13 protein-coding genes are annotated in these 18847 nt (G+C 71.8%); 3 read left to right on the top strand and 10 right to left on the bottom strand.

Annotation, left to right across the window (positions count from 1 at the left end; all coding sequences use genetic code 11):
* Positions 1–76 precede the first annotated feature (76 nt).
* Positions 77–991 carry a LysR family transcriptional regulator gene (locus FJQ56_RS18170; RefSeq protein WP_140010992.1) on the bottom strand — a complete coding sequence of 305 codons (915 nt, stop codon included), beginning with the start codon at positions 989–991 and terminating at the stop codon, positions 77–79.
* 73 nt (positions 992–1064) lie between these two features.
* Between FJQ56_RS18170 and FJQ56_RS18165 the strand changes: the two genes are divergently transcribed.
* A complete protein-coding gene (locus tag FJQ56_RS18165; protein WP_140010991.1) occupies positions 1065–2030 on the top strand; it encodes an EamA family transporter in 966 nt (321 codons plus the stop codon).
* Positions 2031–2158: 128 nt separating this feature from the next.
* On the opposite strand, the gene FJQ56_RS18160 is transcribed toward FJQ56_RS18165, so the two are convergent.
* The 6 genes from FJQ56_RS18160 to FJQ56_RS18135 all read right to left on the bottom strand — a co-directional run bounded on the left by FJQ56_RS18160 (position 2159) and on the right by FJQ56_RS18135 (position 11813).
* Positions 2159–2812: a hypothetical protein gene (locus FJQ56_RS18160; protein WP_140010990.1), complete on the bottom strand. Its 654-nt coding sequence runs from the start codon at positions 2810–2812 to the stop codon at positions 2159–2161.
* Positions 2813–3321: 509 nt separating this feature from the next.
* A complete protein-coding gene (locus FJQ56_RS18155; protein WP_140010989.1) occupies positions 3322–4347 on the bottom strand; it encodes an NUDIX hydrolase in 1026 nt (341 codons plus the stop codon).
* Positions 4344–6671, bottom strand: a complete 2328-nt coding sequence (glgB, locus tag FJQ56_RS18150) for a 1,4-alpha-glucan branching protein GlgB (protein WP_246084237.1) — start codon at positions 6669–6671, stop codon at positions 4344–4346. Before glgB ends, FJQ56_RS18155 begins: the two co-directional genes overlap by 4 nt.
* Positions 6668–8053 carry a maltokinase N-terminal cap-like domain-containing protein gene (locus FJQ56_RS18145; protein WP_140010988.1) on the bottom strand — a complete coding sequence of 462 codons (1386 nt, stop codon included), beginning with the start codon at positions 8051–8053 and terminating at the stop codon, positions 6668–6670. The genes glgB and FJQ56_RS18145 overlap by 4 nt, the downstream gene beginning before the upstream one ends.
* Positions 8050–9795 carry a maltose alpha-D-glucosyltransferase gene (gene treS / locus FJQ56_RS18140; protein WP_425464900.1) on the bottom strand — a complete coding sequence of 582 codons (1746 nt, stop codon included), beginning with the start codon at positions 9793–9795 and terminating at the stop codon, positions 8050–8052. Before treS ends, FJQ56_RS18145 begins: the two co-directional genes overlap by 4 nt.
* Positions 9796–9818: 23 nt before the next feature.
* Positions 9819–11813, bottom strand: a complete 1995-nt coding sequence (locus FJQ56_RS18135; RefSeq protein WP_140010987.1) for an alpha-1,4-glucan--maltose-1-phosphate maltosyltransferase — start codon at positions 11811–11813, stop codon at positions 9819–9821.
* A gap of 179 nt (positions 11814–11992) precedes the next feature.
* Between FJQ56_RS18135 and glgP the strand changes: the two genes are divergently transcribed.
* The gene (gene glgP, locus FJQ56_RS18130; protein ID WP_140010986.1) at positions 11993–14593 is read left to right on the top strand and encodes an alpha-glucan family phosphorylase; all 2601 of its coding nucleotides are present in this window, start codon (positions 11993–11995) and stop codon (positions 14591–14593) included.
* A 151-nt stretch (positions 14594–14744) separates the two neighbouring features.
* Here glgP and FJQ56_RS18125 read toward each other — a convergent pair whose 3' ends face one another.
* The 3 genes from FJQ56_RS18125 to glgX form a co-directional block, all read right to left on the bottom strand.
* Positions 14745–15569: an N-acetylmuramoyl-L-alanine amidase gene (locus FJQ56_RS18125; RefSeq protein ID WP_140010985.1), complete on the bottom strand. Its 825-nt coding sequence runs from the start codon at positions 15567–15569 to the stop codon at positions 14745–14747.
* The gene (locus tag FJQ56_RS22255) at positions 15547–15717 is read right to left on the bottom strand and encodes a hypothetical protein (protein ID WP_170215461.1); all 171 of its coding nucleotides are present in this window, start codon (positions 15715–15717) and stop codon (positions 15547–15549) included. Before FJQ56_RS22255 ends, FJQ56_RS18125 begins: the two co-directional genes overlap by 23 nt.
* An 86-nt stretch (positions 15718–15803) precedes the next feature.
* Positions 15804–17993 carry a glycogen debranching protein GlgX gene (glgX, locus tag FJQ56_RS18120; protein ID WP_140010984.1) on the bottom strand — a complete coding sequence of 730 codons (2190 nt, stop codon included), beginning with the start codon at positions 17991–17993 and terminating at the stop codon, positions 15804–15806.
* A gap of 72 nt (positions 17994–18065) precedes the next feature.
* On the opposite strand from glgX, the gene FJQ56_RS18115 reads away from it, so the two are divergent.
* Positions 18066–18845 carry an enoyl-CoA hydratase/isomerase family protein gene (locus tag FJQ56_RS18115; protein WP_140010983.1) on the top strand — a complete coding sequence of 260 codons (780 nt, stop codon included), beginning with the start codon at positions 18066–18068 and terminating at the stop codon, positions 18843–18845.
* Positions 18846–18847: the final 2 nt, after the last annotated feature.

Below are 18847 nucleotides of genomic sequence, written 5' to 3'. Positions count from 1 at the left end.
AACCCCTCTCGACGTGGACTACGTTTCTAGTGCATCGAGGTGGGTGCTGGCGAGGAAAAGGTCTGTGCCATTCCTGTTACGCCATCGATCCTGTCGCGCGTGAGCGAGCGATGAGCGCGGCGACGACGGCGACGACGGCGGGGGAGTCGGCCATGGTGCGGCGGTGCACCGCGACGACCTCGCGGGTCGGCACCGGGGCGCGCGCCGCGAGGGCGACCAGCCGGTCGCCGAGCGCGGCCCGGCCCAGTCGCGGGACCAGGGCGATGCCGAGACCGGCACGGACCAGGGCGAGGTGGGAGTCGAACTCCATCGCGACGTGCGCGATCCGCGGGCGCCGTCCGGTGCCGTCGTACATCCGGCTGAGCCACTGGCGGCAGATCGTCCCCTCCGGCGTGGCGACCCAGCCCTCGTCGACCAGGTCGCGCGGGGTCACCGAGCGGCGTCCCGCCAGCGGGTGGTCGCGGTGGACGATCACGTCGGCGACGTCGCGGGCCACCGTCGTACGGACCAGGTGGTCGGGGACGTCGACCGGCACGTCGCCCCAGGTGTGGAACAGGCCGAGGTCGAGCTGCCCCGACGCGACCAGGTCGACGGTGTCCCAGGGCTCGTGCTCGGCCAGGGAGACCCGCAGGTCGGGGTGGGCGTCGAGCAGGTCGCGCACCGTCTCGGCGACCAGTCCCCGCATCGCGGTCGAGAAGGCCGCGATCCTCAGGTGGCCGGCGACCAGGCCCGTACGACGGTGCAGGCCGGCCTCCACCGCCTCGAGGTCGCCGAGCAGGCGACCGCCCTCGTCGAGCAGGTGTCGGCCGCCGTCGGTGACGATGACCCCGCGACCCACCCGTTCGAGCAGCGCCACCCCGGTCTGCCGCTCCAAGCGCTTGACCTGCTGCGAGACCGCGCTCGGGGTGAAGCCCAGCGCGTCGGCCGCGGCCACGACCGAGCCGTAGGTGTCGACGGCGTGCAGGGACCGCAGTGCGGCGAGATCGATCATGAAGCAACGCTACCGCTGTTGCCGCAGTTCCCGTCGCTGGTGCTTCATGGTCAGGGCCATCAGGCTGGGCACCATGACCCGCCGTGACTGTCTCCTGGCCGCTCTCGTGGCCAGCATCTGGGGCTTCAACTTCGTCGTCATCGACTGGGGGATGGACGGGGTGCCGCCGCTGCTCTTCGTGGCGATCCGGTTCGTCGTCGTGCTCGTCCCGGCGGTGTTCCTGCTGCCGCGTCCCGACGTGTCGTGGCGCACGCTCGCCTCCGTCGGCGTCTTCATGTCCCTCGGTCAGTTCGGGTTCCTCTACGTCGCCATGGACGCCGGCATGCCGCCGGGCCTGGCCGCCCTGGTGCTGCAGGCGCAGGTGCTGCTCACCGTGCTGATCGCCGCCGGCGTGCTGCGCGAGCGCCCCACCACACGGCAGGCCGCGGGGGTCCTGATCGGCTCGTGCGGGCTGGTCGTGGTGGCGCTGGGACGCGGAGGGGCGGTGTCGGCGGTGGCCCTGGGGCTGTGCCTCCTCGGTGCGCTCTCGTGGGCCGTCGGCAACGTCGTCTCCCGGGCCTCGGGCGCCACCGGCGGTCTCGCGCTCACCGTGTGGTCGGCCGTGGTCGTACCCGTGCCGCTGCTGCTTCTCTCCCTGCTCGTCGATGGCCCGGCCGCCGTCGCCGACGGGTTCGCGGCGTTCGGTTGGCAGGCCGCCGTCTCCACGCTCTACACCGCCGGGCTGGCCTCGCTGGTCGGCTACGGCATCTTCAACACGCTGCTGTCGCGCAACCCGTCCGCGGCGGTGGTGCCCTGGGTGCTTCTCGCGCCGGTCGTCGCGATGCTGTCGGCCGCGGTGCTGCTCGACCAGCTGCCCAACGCAGCCGAGGCGGGTGGGGGACTGGTGATGGTGGTGGGGGTGCTCGTGGCGCTGCGGTCGGGTCGGGTGGTTTCGAGACGGCCGCGGGCGGCCTCCTCAACCACCGTGGGGGCGGCGGGGGCGGCCTCCTCGACCACCGTGGGGGCGGCGGGGGCGGGCTCCTCGACCACTGTCGGGTAAGCGGGCCGGGTGGTTTCGAGACGGCCGCGGGCGGCCTCCTCAACCACCGTGGGGGCCGTGGGGGGGGCTCCTCGACCACCGTCGGGTAGGCGGGTCGGGTGGTTTCGAGGCGGCCGCGGACGGCCTCCTCAACCACCGCAGGTGGGGGTGCTGGTGAGCCGGTCGAGGTGGTCGGTGAGGACCGTGCGCGCGGCGTCCGGTGAGAGGCGTCCGGTGCAGACGGCGAGGACCAGGCCGTCCGCGAGGGCGTGCACCGCGTCGGCGAGCTCCGGTCTTCCCCCGGTCAACCGGCTGACCAGGCCCGCCCGCTCGGCGGCGTGGTCGGCGAGGTAGGGCGCGAGGACCTCCCGGTCGGCCTCGCGGTCCTCGCGGCCACGGTCCGGCGGAGCAGGCAGGGAGACGCCACGGTCGTGGACCGACAGCTGGTAGCGCTCGGCGAGGTGGGGTGCGTCGGTGCTGGCCCCCACCGTGGCGTGGAGCAGGACCAGCCGCAGCCAGACCACCTCGACGTCGACCTCGGCGCCCTCGGTGACGGGGAGGAGCAGGTCGACCCCCGACCGACGGCGACCGATGCGCCTGCGCCTGGCCTCACACTCCTGGGCGGCCAGGGCCGGCAGGCGCACGTGCTCGGCGAGCACCCGGCGTGCCATCGCCTCGGACGCCCCGAGCTCTGCGGCCAGCCCCCGTCGCGAGAGGGATCCGGGCCCGTCGCGTCGCACGACCGCGAACGCGGCCTCCGCGAGCAGCTGGTGCTGGGCGGCGAGCTTCTCGAAGCGCTTCATGCGTGATGTCTACCGCGACCGCGGGGCGGCCCGCGGAGCTCATCCACAGGCGCTGATCACCCCACGGGGCGCCGGGCGTTGCTGCCGTGGGGCCGCGGCGCAGGTGACCCGGGGTGGGTCGGCTGTGGGGGTGGTCGGAGGGGGAAGTGACCCGGGCTGGGTCGGCTGTGGGGGTGGTCGGAGGGGGAAGTGACCCGGGCTGGGTCGGCTGTGGGGGTGGCCGGAGGGGGAAGTGACCCGGGCTGGGTCGGCTGTGGGGGTGGCCGGAGGGAGAAGTGACCCGGGCTGCGTCAGCCGTGGAGGTGCTCGGATCGGGAGATGACCCGGGGTGGGTCACTTGGTGATTTTGGGGGTGCGTGGAAGTGATGGGTGGTGGGTCACTTGGTGATTTTGGGGGTGCGTGGAAGTGACGGGTCGTGGGTCACTTGGTGATTTTGGGGGTGCGTGGAAGTGACGGGTCGTGGGTCACTTCCTGATTCCGAGGGTGCCGAGAAGCGACGCGGGTCGGGTCAGCGCCCGCTCTCGGTGTAGGCCGGCCCGCCGCCGAGGTTGGCCAGCGCGGCGGCGATCCGGCGAGCGGTGAAGTCGGCGCAGCGCTCGACGACCTGCTCGGTGGTCAGGAACTCGGCGGTCCGGATCTCTCGAGCCTGCGGCACGATGGCGTCCACGACCGTCGCCGGGTGCACGCCACCGTCGAAGACCAGGCAGAGCGCGTCGTCCCACCCGCCCCAGGGCGGCAGCCAGTCGGTGAGCACCAGCGGCCCCGCCGGGATGGTGAGCGCCAGCTCCTCGAGGACCTCACGGCTCACGGCGAGCTGGGGGGACTCGCCGACCTCGACGACGCCGCCGGGCAGGTCCCAGTCGGACTTGTAGGTGAGCTGGCAGCACAGCACGCGTCCGGCCTCGTCGCGGATGAGCATCTGGCTGATCGCGCGCTTGCGCGGGAGGAACGAGTTGAGCAACGAGCGGAACGCGCCGGGCTCGGTGAGCGGGGGATCGGTGGCGAGGCGGGAGAGGACGACGTACTCCTCGGTCTCGGCCCGGTCGCCGGTGCCGCGCGCGACCCGCTGCACGCCTTCGCGGCGCAGCCCGGAGCGAGTCGCGACCCGGAGGGACGACTCGTTGGCGGGCTCTACCCGTGCCTGCACGCGGCTGAAGCCCCGACCTCCCTCGGAGGCAGCAGTGAGTGCCCAGTCGGTAACGACCCGGACGGCGCGGGTGGCCGAGCCGCGTCCACGGTGGCCCGCGTAGAGCCACCACGAGAGCTCGCCGGACTGATCGTCGTGTCGACGCAGCTCCACCATGCCGGCGACCTCGCCGGCGACCTCGACGACGAAGTTGGTCCGGGTACCGGCGGCGTGCTCGCGGTGCCACCTGGCAGTGACCTCACGCCACCCGTCGGCGTCCGGGGCCTCGGTCTCGCCGAACCAGTGCATGATCTGCGCGTCGTGCCCCGCGACCGCAGGCTCGGCATCGTCGTCGCGCCAGGGTCGCAGGGTGACCGTGCCGTCGGTGAGCGTCGGCTGGTCGGTCACCCGGCCAGGTTAGTCGTCTGTCGGCGAAGCCACAGGGTCGCCAGCGGCGGGACGACGAGGTCGGCGTGGGCCGGCATGGAGCCGTGCTGGCCCTCGACGGCCAGGACCGAGCCGAGGTTGCCGACGCCGGAGCCGCCGTAGCCCTCGGCGTCGGTGTTGAGCACCTCGCTCCACAGGCCGGCCGACGGCAGACCGAGGCGGTAGCCGTCGTGGGGCACGGAGGCGAAGTTGGTGACGCAGACCAGGTCCGGTGCGTGCGACGCGGCGGGGGCGCGGCGTAGGAACGAGTAGGTGTTGCGTCCGGCGTCGTCGGCGTCGACCCACTCGAAGCCGGCGGCCGACACGTCGCCCGCCCAGGCGGCCGGGGTGTCGACGTAGGCCCGGTTGAGGTCGCGGACCAGGGCGGAGAGCCCCTGGTGCTCGGGGTGCTCCAGCAGCCACCAGTCGAGCTCGCGGGACTCGGCCCACTCGGACTCCTGGCCGATCTCGCCGCCCATGAAGAGCAGCTGCTTGCCGGGGTGGGCCCACATGAAGGCGTAGTAGGCGCGCAGGTTGGCCAGCTGCTGCCAGCGGTCGCCGGGCATCTTGCGCAGCAGGGAGCCCTTGCCGTGCACGACCTCGTCGTGGGAGAGCGGGAGGACGAAGTTCTCGGTCCAGGCGTAGGTGATGGCGAAGGTCAGGTCGTGGTGGTGCCACTGGCGGTGGATCGGCTCGCGCTCGAGGTAGTCGAGCGTGTCGTGCATCCAGCCCATGTTCCACTTGAACCCGAAGCCGAGGCCGCCGGTCGACGTGGGTGCGGTGACCCCCGGCCAGGAGGTGGACTCCTCGGCGATCGTGCACACGCCGGGGACCCGCTTGTAGACGGTGGCGTTCATCTCCTGGAGGAACTGCACGGCCTCGAGGTTCTCGCGGCCGCCGTGCTTGTTGGGCTGCCACTCGCCCGCCTCGCGGGCGTAGTCGAGGTAGAGCATCGAGGCGACGCCGTCGACCCGGAGCCCGTCGGCGTGGAACTCCTCGAGCCAGTAGAGCGCGTTGGCGTAGAGGAAGTTGCGCACCTCGGGCCGTCCGAAGTTGAAGATGTGGGAGCCCCACTCCTTGTGCCACCCGCGCTGCGGGTTGGGGTCCTCGTAGAGGGGGGTGCCGTCGAACTTGACCAGGGCCCACTCGTCGGTGGCGAAGTGGCCCGGGACCCAGTCGAGGATGACGCCGATGCCGGCCTGGTGCAGTCGGTCCACGAGCCGGCGGAAGCCGTCGGGGTCGCCGAAGCGGGAGTCGGTCGCGAAGTACGACGTGACGTGGTAGCCCCACGAGCCACCGAACGGGTGCTGCATCACGGGCATCAGCTCGACGTGGGTGAAGCCCAGGTCGGCCAGGTAGGGCACCAGGCCGTCGGCCATCTCGTCGTAGGACCAGAACCGGCCGCCCGGGTGCCGCTTCCACGAGCCCAGGTGCATCTCGTAGACCGACATCGGCTCGTCCACGGCGTTCTTGGCCGCGCGCGCGGTCATCCACTCCTGGTCGGCCCACTCGTGGGTCGACTCGAAGACCCGCGAGGCGGTGTCGGGAGCGACGTCGGAGTAGGCGGCCATCGGGTCGGCCTTCTCGCGCCACTGGTCGTCGGCGCCGAGCACCTGCAGCCGGTACGACGTACCGCTGCCGGCGCCGGGCACGAACAGCTCCCACACGCCCGAGCTGCCGAGCTGGCGCATCGGGTGCTCGCGCCCGTCCCAGCTGTTGAAGTCACCCTTGACCCGCATCGCGCGGGCCGAGGGAGCCCAGACGGCGAACGCCGTGCCGGACACGGTGCCGCCGAGCGGCTCGTCGTAGTGGTGGACCCGCGCGCCGAGGACCTGCCACAGGTTCTCGTGGCGCCCCTCGTTGACCAGGTGAAGGTCCATCTCACCCAGCGTCGGCAGGAAGCGGTAGGGGTCGTCGACGACGACCTCGCCGTCGCCGTAGTCGACGGCCAACCGGTAGCCCGGGACGTCGCCGCCCGTCGCGGCGGTCGAGACGGCGCCCGCCCAGATGCCGCCGTGCTCGTGGGTCAGCGGGACGTCGGTGTCGCCGAACCGGACCACCACGCTGCGCGCCAGTGGCTTGAGGGCACGGAAGGTGACCTGGCCGTCGTGGGCGTGCGGCCCGAGCACGGCGTGCGGGTGCCCGTGCTCGCCGCGGATGATCTGGTCGAGCTCGCCGCGCTGGACCGCGAGCGGCTCCACCTCGACCGGCGCGACCGGCGCGACCGCCGCAACAGGCTCGACCGGCTCGACCACAGACGGCTCGGTCGACTTCGAGTGGGTGGGCTTCTTCTTGGGGTTCTTCACGGGGCTCCGATCCGCGCGACGGCGGCCAGGGGGATGTCGACCCAGGTCGGTCGGTTGCGGGTCTCGTAGACGGTCTCGTAGACGGCCTTGTCGGCGGTGTAGGCGGTGACCAGGGTGCGCTGGTCCTCGGTCAGGTCGCCGCCGGCGTAGGCCGCCAGGAAGTAGCGCTGGTTGCGCTCGACCCACTCCGCACCGCGGGTGCGGAGCTCGGCCAGGGCAACCTCGTCGAGCTCGTCGTGGCTGCGCTCGACGGCGTGGGCGGCGTAGTCGAAGGAGCGCAGCATGCCGGCGACGTCGCGCCACGGCGAGTCGGGCAGGATCCGCTCGGCCAGGGTCTTGGCGGGTTCGCCCTCGAAGTCGACGATCTTCCACCCCAGGGCGGTGCGCAGCGTCTGACCCAGGTGCAGGTCGCCGTGGACCCGTTGCGCCGCCACGTCGCCCAGCCCGGCCAGCCGGTCGAAGAGCGCCCGCAGGGCGGGCTCGTGCGGCTCCAGGAGCGGTACGACGCGCAGCGCGGCATCGAGCCGGGCGTTCATCTGACCGGCCACGAAGTCGGCGCTGACCGTGGTCTGCTCGAGGCGCTCGTGCAGTACGACGTGCACCTCGCGCAGCGTGTCGCCGAGGCGACCGGCCTCCCCGGAGAAGTCGCCGCCGGCCTCGCGGGGCGCCAGCTCGGGGTCGGCGTACAGGTTGCGCACGCTGGTCAGGGCGAGGTCCCACCCGTCGGTGGCGGTGCGCAGGAACTGCTGCAGCATCCCGAGGTGGGTGTCGCCGTGCTCGACCCAGCCGTAGAGGTGCGCCACGTCGGGGGAGTCGGCGAGGGTCAGCACCTCGTGGGTGGTGATGTCGGGGTTGGGCCCCGGCGTCACCTTGCGGAACAGCTTGAGCACCGAGTCCTCACCGAAGGCGATCGAGGAGTTGGACTGCTCGCCGGTGAAGAGGGTGCCCGACGCCTCGGTGTCGATCTCCTGCCCGGGCAGGCGGTGGAACGTCAGCCCTCCCGCCTCGGCGGGGCCGTCGGCCGCGGCGCCGAACGCCTGCAGCCACAGTCGGGTGGCGGCGCGGTCGTGCAGCGCGTCGTAGGCGTGGACCCACCCGATCTCGGCGTCCTCCCACCACCCGACGAACGCGTGGTCGAGGCGGTGCTCGGGCTCGGTGTAGTAGGCCAGCGGCACCTGGTAGAGCTCGGTGGTGCCGTCGTCGGCGTAGGTCAGCTCGACCAGCAGCACGTCGACCGTCGGGTCGCCGTCACCGTCACCGAGGACCCCGAGACGACGTACGTCGGAGACCGTGAAGTCGCGTCCCTTGCCGCCGAACCAGCGGGTGCGGGTGAGGTAGGGGCCGAAGACGGCGGGGTCGATCCCCTGGGTGGGTGCGTTCACAGGAGCGGCCCTTCGTCGGAGCGCTCGCCCGGGACGAGGCGGAACCAGTAGAACCCGTAGCCGCTCAGGGTGAGCAGGTAGGGCAGCTCGCCGACCGCGGGGAACTGGACGCCGCCGAGCATCTCGTAGGGGACCATCCCCTCGAAGCGTCGCAGGTCGAGCTCGACGGGCTGCGGGAAGCGCGAGAGGTTGTTGACGCACAGGATGATGTCGCCCTGGTGCTCGCGGGTGTAGGAGAGCACGCTGGAGTTGGTGCCGCCGAGGTCGTGGAACTCGCCGAGCCCGAAGGCCGGGTGCTGACGGCGGGCGTGGATCATCCGGCGGGTCCAGTGCAGCAGGGACGACGGGTTCTCCAGCTGGGCCTCGACGTTGACGCTCTGGTAGCCGTAGACGGGGTCCTGGATGGCCGGCAGGAAGAGCTTGCCGGGGGTGGCGGCGGAGAAGCCGGCGTTGCGGTCGGGGGTCCACTGCATCGGGGTGCGGACGCCGTCGCGGTCGCCGAGCCAGATGTTGTCGCCCATGCCGATCTCGTCGCCGTAGTAGAGGACGGGGGAGCCCGGCAGCGACAGCAGCAGCGCGTTGAACAGCTCGATCTGGTCGACGTCGTTGTCGAGCAGCGGCGCCAGCCGGCGGCGGATGCCGATGTTGGCCTTCATCCGCGGGTCCTTGGCGTACTCGCCCCACATGTAGTCGCGGTCCTCGTCGCTGACCATCTCGAGGGTGAGCTCGTCGTGGTTGCGCAGGAAGATGCCCCACTGGCAGCCAGACGGGATCGGCGGGGTCTGCTCGAGGATCTCCGAGATCGGGAAGCGCGACTCGCGGCGTACGGCCATGAAGATGCGCGGCATCACCGGGAAGTGGAAGCACATGTGGCACTCGTCGCCACCGGACTCGAAGTCGCCGAAGTAGTCGACGACGTCGGCGGGCCACTGGTTGGCCTCAGCCAGCAGGACCTTGCCGGGGTACTTCTCGTCGACGAAGCGGCGGACCTTGCGCAGGAACTCGTGGGTCTGCGGGAGGTTCTCGCCGTTGGTGCCCTCCTCGACGTAGAGGTAGGGGACCGCGTCGAGACGGAAGCCGTCGAGGCCCATGTCGAACCAGAACGAGATCGCCTCGAGGATCGCGTCGTGCACCGCGGGGTTCTCGTAGTTGAGGTCGGGCTGGTGGGAGAAGAACCGGTGCCAGAAGTACTGCTGGCGCACGGGGTCCCAGGTCCAGTTCGACGGCTCGGTGTCGACGAAGATGACCCGGGCGTCCTGGTACTTCTCGTCGGTGTCGGACCACACGTAGAAGTCGCCGTAAGGACCCTCGGGGTCCTCGCGGCTGGCCTTGAACCAGGCGTGCTGGTCGCTGGTGTGGTTGGCGACGAAGTCGATGATCACCCGGATCCCGCGACTGTGGGCCTCGTCGAGGAAGTGGTGGAAGTCGTCGACCGTGCCGGCCTCGGGGAGGATGTCGGTGTAGTCGGCGACGTCGTAGCCGCCGTCGCGCAGCGGCGAGGAGAAGAACGGCGGCACCCACAGGCAGTCGACGCCCAGCCACTGCAGGTAGTCGAGCTTCTCGGTGAGTCCCTTGAAGTCGCCGGTGCCGTCACCGTTGGAGTCGCGGAAGCTGCGGACCATCACCTCGTAGAAGACCGCGGTCTTGAACCAGTCGGGGGTCTGGTTGACCGGGTCTCCCGGGTGGGCCTCGAGGACCGGCTGCTCGACCGGCTCCCCGGTCGTCGGCGGGCTGACCTCGATCTCGGTCGTGTCCTGCGGGGTGCTCAAGAAGTGCTCCTGACGGTGAGGACGTGGGCCGGCTCGTCGTGGGGGTCGAGACGCACGTAGTTGTGCTCGCCCCACGTCCAGTCGGCGCCGCTGATCTCGTCGTGGACGGCGAACGTGTCGTCCCAGTCGAGGCCGAGCGCGGGCAGGTCCAGGTGGATGGTGGTCTCTCGGGCTGCGTGCGGGTCCAGGTTGATCACGACGATGACGACGTCGTCGTCGGCCTCGTCGGTCGAGCTCGTCGAGACCGCCCGCTTGCTGAACACCAGGATGTTCTCGTCGTCGGCGGCGTGGATGGTGATGTTGCGCAGCCGCTGCAGCGCGACGTGGTCCCGCCGGATCTCGTTGAGCCGGGTGAGGTACGGCGCCAGCGAGCGGCCCTCGGCCTCGGCGGCCTCCCAGTCGCGGATCCGGATCTGGAACTTCTCGGAGTCGAGGTACTCCTCGGCGCCGGGTCTGATCGCCACGTGCTCGTAGAGCTCGTAGCCGGCATAGACCCCCCAGCTCGGCGAGCTGGTCGCGGCCAGGGCGGCACGCACCTTGAAGATCGGCGGGCCGCCGTACTGGAGGTGCTCGGGGAGGATGTCGGGGGTGTTGACGAAGAAGTTGGGCCGCATGACGTGGTCGGACTCGCTGCTGACCTCGCGCAGGTAGTCCTCGATCTCCCAGCGGGCCACGCGCCACGTGAAGTAGCTGTAGCTCTGGTGGAAGCCCACCGAGCCGAGCCCGTGCATCATCGGCGGCTTGGTGAACGCCTCGGAGAGGAAGACCACGTCGGGGTCGGTACGGCGCACCTCGCGCAGCAGCCACTCCCAGAACGCGAGCGGCTTGGTGTGCGGGTTGTCGACGCGGAAGACGCGCACGCCGTGCTTCATCCAGAGCCGGACGATCCGCAGGACCTCGCGGCAGATGCCGGTGGGGTCGTTGTCGAAGTTGACCGGGTAGATGTCCTGGTACTTCTTCGGCGGGTTCTCTGCGTAGGCGATCGTGCCGTCGGCCCGGGTCGTGAACCACTCCGGGTGGCTGGTGACCCACGGGTGGTCGGGAGCGGCCTGCAGGGCCAGGTCGAGGGCGACCTCGAGGCCGAGCTCACCGGCGCGCGCGACGAACGCGTCGAAGTCCTCGAACGTGCCGAGGTCGGGGTGGATGGCGTCGTGGCCGCCGTCCTTGCTGCCGATGGCCCACGGCGACCCGGGGTCGTCGGGCCCGGGCGTCAGCGTGTTGTTGGGCCCCTTGCGGTTGACCTCGCCGATCGGGTGGATCGGGGGCAGGTAGACGACGTCGAAGCCCATCGCGGCGACGCCCTCGAGCCGCTCGGCGGCCGTGGCGAAGGTGCCGGAGGTCAGCTTCCCGGTCTCGGGGTCCTGGACGGCCCCCTCGGAGCGCGGGAAGAACTCGTACCAGCTGCTGAACAGCGCGCGCTCGCGGTCGGCGTACGCCGGGAAGGGGCCCGACACGGTGAGCAGCTCGCGCACCGGGTGCGCTGCGAGCACCGCGACGACGTCGTCGGCCTGCAGCTGCGCCAGGCGCGCCTCGGCGGGCCGCCGGGTGTCCTTGGTCGCTGCGATCGCGGCGTCGACGACGGCCGACTCGGGGCCGGCCGGGAGGTCAGCCCGCACCTTCTCGAGCAGCAGCCGCCCCTCGGTGAAGACCAGCTCGACGTCGATGCCGGCCGGGATCTTGATCTCGGCGTGGTGCTGCCAGGTCGCGACCGGGTCGGAGAACGCATGGACCTCGAAGGACCACGCTCCCACCGTGTCGGGCGTGACCCAGGCGACGTAGCGGTCGACCGGGTCGGTCTGCTTGACCATCGGCACCGGAGGGCGCCGCTCGCCGCTCGGCGAGACCAGGACCACCTCGGCGCCGAGGCTGTCGTGACCCTCTCTGAAGATCGTTGCTGAAACGGGTAAGGGCTCGCCGACCGTCGCTTTCGCGGGGAGGCGTCCGAGGTCCACCACCGGGTGGACGTCCATGACGGGAATGCGTCCGACCATGCAAGCCACCCTTGCGGGTCGCACCGAGCCCATGCAACCTCAGCCGGGGTGAAGCGCGCGCGGGGTGAGCACGCGACGCGGCGGGTCCGACCGCTTCGGAACGGTCCGACGGACGACGTCCAGCACCGAGTTGCGGCAAGCCCTTGGATCGATCCAAAGAATGGCGCTAGCGTCGCTCCGTGCGCGCTATCCGTCGATTCACCGTCCGTCCCGTCCTGCCTGCGGCCCTGGCCGCGCTGGGGGAGCTCGCCGGCAACCTGCGCTGGTCGTGGCACCCCGAGACCCAGGACGTCTTCGCCGAGGTCGACCCCGGCCTGTGGGAGTCGACCGGGCGCGACCCGGTCAAGCTCCTGGGAGCGGTGGGGCGTGAGCGCTTCGAGGAGCTCGCCGTCGACGAGGGCTTCCTCGAGCGGCTGCGCGCCTCGCGCGCCGACCTCGAGCACTACCTGACCGCCGACCGCTGGTACCAGCGGCGGGTCGTCGCCGACGGCGGCTCGGGCGGTCCCGGCCCCCGCGCCATCGCCTACTTCAGCCCCGAGTTCGGCATCACCGCGGTGCTGCCCCAGTACTCCGGCGGCCTCGGCATCCTGGCCGGTGACCACCTCAAGGCCGCCAGCGACCTCGGCGTCCCGATCGTCGGTGTGGGCCTGCTCTACAAGCACGGCTACTTCAAGCAGTCGCTGTCCCGCGAGGGCTGGCAGCAGGAGACCTACCCGGTCCTCGACCCCGACGAGCTGCCCATCTCGCTGCTCCGCGAGGCCGACGGCACCCCCGCCTCCATCTCGATCCAGATGCCCGACGGCCCCGACCTGGTCGCCCGGGTCTGGGTCGCCAGCGTCGGCCGGGTGCCGCTGCTCATGCTCGACACCGACGTCGAGGGCAACCCCGAGCACTACGTCGACGTCACCGACCGGCTCTACGGCGGCACCTCCGAGCACCGCCTGCGCCAGGAGCTGCTGCTCGGCGTCGGCGGCGTGCGCGCCCTGCGCGTGCACTCGCGGATCACCGGTGCCCCCGAGCCCGAGGTATTCCACACCAACGAGGGCCACGCGGGGTTCCTCGGCATCGAGCGCATCCGTGAGCTCACCGTCGCCGAGAGCGGCCCGCGGCTCGACTTCGACACCGCGCTCGAGGTCGGTCGCGCCTCGACGGTCTTCACCACCCACACCCCGGTGCCCGCCGGCATCGACCGCTTCCCGCGGACCCTCGTCGAGCAGTACCTCAACGACGAGGGCGGGGCGACCCCCGGCGTGCCGACCGCGCGCATCCTCGCCCTCGGTGCCGAGGACTACGTCGGCGGCGACACCGGCGTGTTCAACATGGCGGTGATGGGCTTCCGCCTCGCCCAGCGCGCCAACGGCGTCTCGAAGCTCCACGGCGAGGTCAGCCGCGGCATGTTCCAGGGCCTGTGGCCGGCGTTCGACGAGGCCGAGGTGCCGATCGGCTCGATCACCAACGGCGTCCACGCCCCCAGCTGGGTCGCCCGCGAGGTCTTCGGCCTGGCCACGACCCAGGGTGCCGACGGCGACGCCGACGACCCCGAGAGCTTCTGGGACGCCGTCGACCGGGTGCCCGGCACCGACGTCTGGTCGGTCAAGCGCACCCTGCGCCAGCGGTTGGTCGTCGACGCCCGCGAGCGGCTCTGCAAGTCGTGGGAGAAGCGCGGCGCCGCCAAGGCCGAGCTGAAGTGGATCGACGACGCCCTCGACCCCGACGTCCTGACCATCGGCTTCGCGCGCCGCGCGGCGTCGTACAAGCGGCTCACGCTGATGATGCGCGACCCCGAGCGGCTCAAGGCGCTCCTGCTCCACCCCGAGCGGCCCGTCCAGCTGATCATCGCCGGTAAGGCCCACCCCGCCGACGACGGCGGCAAGAAGCTCATCCAGGACATCGTCCGGCTCTCCGACGACCCCGCGGTCCGCCACCGCATCGTGTTCCTGCCCAACTACGACATCGCGATGGCCAAGCCGCTCTACCCCGGCTGCGACGTCTGGCTCAACAACCCCCTGCGCCCCTACGAGGCCTGCGGCACCTCCGGCATGAAGGCCGCGCTCAACGGCGGTCTCAACCTCTCGGTCCTCGACGGCTGGTGGGACGAGTGGTACGACGGCGACAACGGCTGGGCGATCCCGACCGCCGACGGCGTCGAGGACATCGACAAGCGCGACGACCTCGAGGCCGCCGCCCTCTACGACCTCATCGAGAACGAGGTCACGCCCCGCTTCTACGACCTCGACCACGACGGCGTGCCCACCCGGTGGGTCGAGATGCTCCGCCACACGCTGAAGTCGCTCGGCCCCAAGGTCCTCGCGACCCGCATGGTCCGCGACTACGTCCGCCAGCTCTACGCCCCGGCCGCCATCAACGCGCGCGCCCTTAACAGCGACTACGCCGGCGCCCGCGACCTGGCCGCCTGGAAGACCCGCGTCAAGGCCGCCTGGCCCGAGGTGCGCGTCGAGCACGTCGAGTCCAGCGGTGTCGGCGACGCCGTCGAGGTCGGCGCCACCCTGGTCGTGCGGGCCTTCGTCTGCCTCGGCACGCTGGACCCCGCCGACGTCGAGGTCCAGCTCGTCCACGGCCGCGCCCGGTCCGACGACACCCTCACCGACACCGCCGCGGTCGCCCTCGGCCTGACCGAGTCCTACGACGGTGGCCGGCACCGCTTCGACGGCGAGATCCCGCTGTCGCGCAGCGGTCCCTTCGGCTACACGGTCCGCGTCGTCCCGAGCAACGGCCTCCTGACGTCGTACGCCGAGCTGGGGGTCGTCGCCACCGCCTGACCCCACGTCGGTCGAGGTGCGAGGCGCGCTGGCGCCGAGCCTCGAGACCCCCGCAGCCGGCGTACCCAGCCGGGTCGCACCACGCGCTGCGGCGGTCTCGAGGCTCAGGCCTGGCGGCCTTCGCACCTCGACCGGCGGGTGGCGTGCGGCCTCAGCAGCTGGCGACGGGCAGGGACGCGGGTCCCTCGATGAAGACGTTCGAGATGTAGCCCGCGACCGGGCTGGAGATCTTGGCCCATCGGTTGTTGGTGTAGCCGTTGGCCGTGACCGTCTCGCCGACGGTCTGGCACTCGACGTAGACCGTGCCGGGGGCGCCGAGGTTGCCGACGGGGGCGCCGGTGGTGGCGGGGGTCGGGCGGACGTTGACGTCGGTCTCGTAGACCTGGAACGGGGTGCCGGTCGGTCCCGTCGGAGGCGTGCCGCCCATTGCCGCGGCGACGTCGGCGCGCATGGCGTCCAGGTCGATGAACGACGGGTCGATCTTGCCGCTGGTGCTGGTCTCGCGGTGGCCGCGGGCGTACGACGCGTCCTTGCCCAGGTGGGTCAGGACGGCGGCCGTGGCCGCGACCGAGGCGGAGTACTGGGCGGGGGTCATCTCCTGGACCTGGCCGCCACCGCCGTCGCCGGCGTAGTCGATCTCCCAGCCGATCAGCTGGACGTTGCCGCTGCCGGCCGGGATCGGACCGCTGGCCCGGGCGGGGCCGGCGTGGTTGGCGTAGTTGGCCGAGACCAGGTGGAAGACGCCGTTGAAGTCGACCAGCGCGTGGCACAACGGGCCCGGGAGGTCGGAGCGGCCGTTGATCACGACGTTGAGAGCAGGGGCGGGATTGGCCGCGCTGCTGGGGGCGGCGGTGTGGTGCCAGAGCACGCCGATCGGGTCGAGGGTGCCGCTGGCGGTGCGGGTCAGCCAGCCGGACTCCTCGACGACCGTGACCCCGGCCGCACGCAGGACGTCACCGAGCCACGAGATCTGCATGGGTCACCTCCCCGCTCTCGATGAGGTCGGCCAGGCACTCCGGCTTCGCCGCCCGCGGGGCGGCGGTCTGCGCCGGCGCTGCGGGCAGCACGGCGATCGCGATCGGCGCGGACAAGGCGCCGAGCAGGAGCAGACGGCGGGACGGCACGTGTGGTCGGGTGCGGGACATGGTCCATGGCACCATCCCGACGGCCTCCCTGGCGTCCGGGAGAACCCTTGAGCCGGGTCAGGTCCTCAGCCGGCGTCGGTCTCGCGCAGCACCACGACGCACGGCCCCGACAGCGAGAGCACCCTACCGTCCTGCACCGCCCGGCCCACCTGGACCTCGGGGTCGGTCGACACGACGACCTCGCCCGAGCGGGCCCAGCCGTTCTCGGGGAGCACCAGGTCGACGGGGTCGGACCCGGCGTGGAAGTAGAGGACGAAGGAGCGGTCGGACTGCTGCTCGCCGCGCGGGCCGGGGGAGCGCAGCGGGGTGCCGAGGACGAACATGCCGAGGGTGGCCAACGACTCGTCGTGCCAGTCGTCGGTGGTCATCTCGCGACCCTCGGGGTGCAGCCAGGCGAGGTCCTTGGGACCGCCGGCGATGGTCGGGCGGCCCTCGAACCAGTGCCGCTGGCGCAGGGCCGGGTGCTCGCGGCGCAGGCGCAGCGCGGCCTTCGTGACGTCGTACACGCTCAGCCAGGCGTCGTCGGCGCTCCAGTCGACCCAGGAGACCTCGTTGTCCTGGCAGTAGGCGTTGTTGTTGCCGCGCTGGGTGCGCCCGCGCTCGTCGCCCATCGTCAGCATCGGGACGCCGTTGGACAGGCAGAGCGTGGCCATCAGGTTGGCGGCCGCACGTCGGCGCCGGGCGACGACGTCGGCGTCGTCGGTCTCGCCCTCGACGCCGTGGTTGTCGGAGCGGTTGTTGTCGGTGCCGTCGCGGTTGCCCTCGCCGTTGCCCTCGTTGTGCTTGCGGTCGTAGGTGACCAGGTCGCGCACGGTGAAGCCGTCGTGGGCGGTGACGAAGTTGACCGAGGCGTACGGCGAGCGCCCGTCGTCGGCGTACAGGTCGGAGGAGCCGGCCAACCGGGTCGCCACGTCGCGGATGCCGGCGGCGCCGCGCCAGTAGTCGCGGATGGTGTCGCGGTACTGGTCGTTCCACTCGACCCACGGCGGTGGGCAGCGGCCGACGACGTAGCCGTCCATGGTGGCGTCCCACGGCTCGGCGATGAGCTTCACGCCGCGCAGCACCGGGTCCTGGGCCACGGCGGTCATGAACCGGGAGTGCAGGTCGATCGCGCGGTCGGTGCGCGACAGTGCCGAGAGCAGGTCGAAGCGGAACCCGTCGACGTGCATCTCGTCGGCCCAGTAGCGCAGCGAGTCGAGGATGACGCGCAGCGCGAACGGGTCGTCGGTGTCGACGGTGTTGCCGCAGCCCGTGGCGTCCCAGTAGTGGTCGACCGGCTCGGGTGCGGGCGCGCCCGCAGCCATGGCGGGGGGCGTGGGGGCGGGCGCCGGGCGGCGGTAGAAGCCCCGGTCGTCGAGGCCACGGAACGACAGGGCCGGACCGTCCGGACCGGCCTCGGCGGTGTGGTTGTAGACCACGTCGAGGTAGACCTCGATGCCCGCGGCGTGGAAAGCGCGGACCATCTGCTTGAACTCCGTCACCTGGCCGCCGCGGTCGCCGCAGGAGGAGTACGCCGCGTGCGGGGCGAAGTAGCCGATGCTGTTGTAGCCCCAGTAGTTGACCAGGCCGCGCGCCGCGACGCCCGGCTCGGACACGTGGTGGTGCACGGGCAGCAGCTCGACCGCGGTGATCCCGAGGTCGAGCAGGTAGTCGATGACGGCGGGGGTGGCCAGGCCGGCGTAGGTGCCCCGCAGGTGCTCGGGCACCCGGTCGTGCAGGGCGGTCATGCCCTTGACGTGCAGCTCGTAGATCACCGTGTCGCGCCACCGCTGCCGCTTCGGGCGCTCACCGCCCCAGTCGAAGTCGTCGGGCCCCACCACGACCGACAGTGGGACCCGGCCGGCCGAGTCGAGCTCGCTGCGCTGGTCGGGACGGTCCACGTCGTGGGCGTGGACGGCGTCGTCGAGGAGCAGCTCGCCGCTGATCGACCGGGCGAAGGGGTCGAGCAGGAGCTTGGCGGGGTTGAAGCGGGCTCCGGCGGCCGGGTCCCACGGGCCGTCGACCCGGAACCCGTAGCGCGTCCCCGGAGCGACGCCCGGCAGTGCGCCGTGCCACGTGCCGAGGGTGTGCTCGGTCAGCTCGTGACGGGTCTCGACGCCGTCGTCGTCGACGAGGCACACCCAGGCGCGGGTCGCGCGCGGGGCGCGGACCGCGAAGTTGGTGGCCTCCTCGCCCCAGGTCGCACCGAGGGGCTCCAGACGTCCGGGCCACACGGGTGCACGCTCGCCGTACTCGCTCCAGACGCCGGGGGCCACGCCGGGAATGATAGGGAGGTCCCCACACGACGACTGAACCGGCAGGCGCGAGCCGCCGCAGGAGGAGCAGACATGGGTGAGTTCGTGCGGCTCGAGGTCGCGGACGGCGTCGGGACGATCCGTCTCGACCGGCCGAAGATGAACGCGATCAGCGTCCAGGTGCAGCGTGAGCTGCGCGAGGCCGCCGCCGAGGCGACCGAGCGCGACGACGTCCGCGCGGTCGTCGTCTACGGCGGCGAGCGGGTCTTCGCCGCGGGCAACGACGTCAAGGAGATGGCCGACCTCTCCTACACCGATATGGTCAAGATCTCCGCCTCGGTGCAGTCGGCCGTCACCGCGGTCGCCCGGATCCCCAAGCCGGTCGTCGCCGCGATCACCGGCTACGCGCTCGGCGGGGGCTGCGAGCTCGCGCTCGCCGCCGACATCAGGATCGCGGCCGACGACGCGACGCTCGGCCAGCCCGAGGTGCTGCTCGGCATCATCCCCGGCGCCGGCGGGACCCAGCGGCTCGCGCGCCTGGTCGGGCCCAGCAGGGCCAAGGACATCATCTTCACCGGTCGGTTCGTCAAGGCCGACGAGGCGCTGGCGATCGGGCTGGTCGACCGGCTGGTGCCCGCCGCGGAGGTCTACGACGCCGCGGTGGCGTGGGCCGGGCAGTTCACCCGCGCCGCGGCGTACGCCGTGCGGGCGGCCAAGGAGAGCATCGACCGCGGGCTCGAGGTCGACCTCGACACCGGTCTGGAGATCGAGCGGATCCAGTTCGCGGCGGCGTTCGCGACCGACGACCGCACGATCGGTATGCGATCGTTCGTCGAGAATGGTCCGGGCAAGGCTGAGTTCAGGGGGCGTTAGAC

Source organism: Nocardioides plantarum, assembly GCF_006346395.1.
GTDB classification, from domain to species: domain Bacteria; phylum Actinomycetota; class Actinomycetes; order Propionibacteriales; family Nocardioidaceae; genus Nocardioides; species Nocardioides plantarum.
This window is presented reverse-complemented; position numbering and strand designations above follow the sequence as displayed.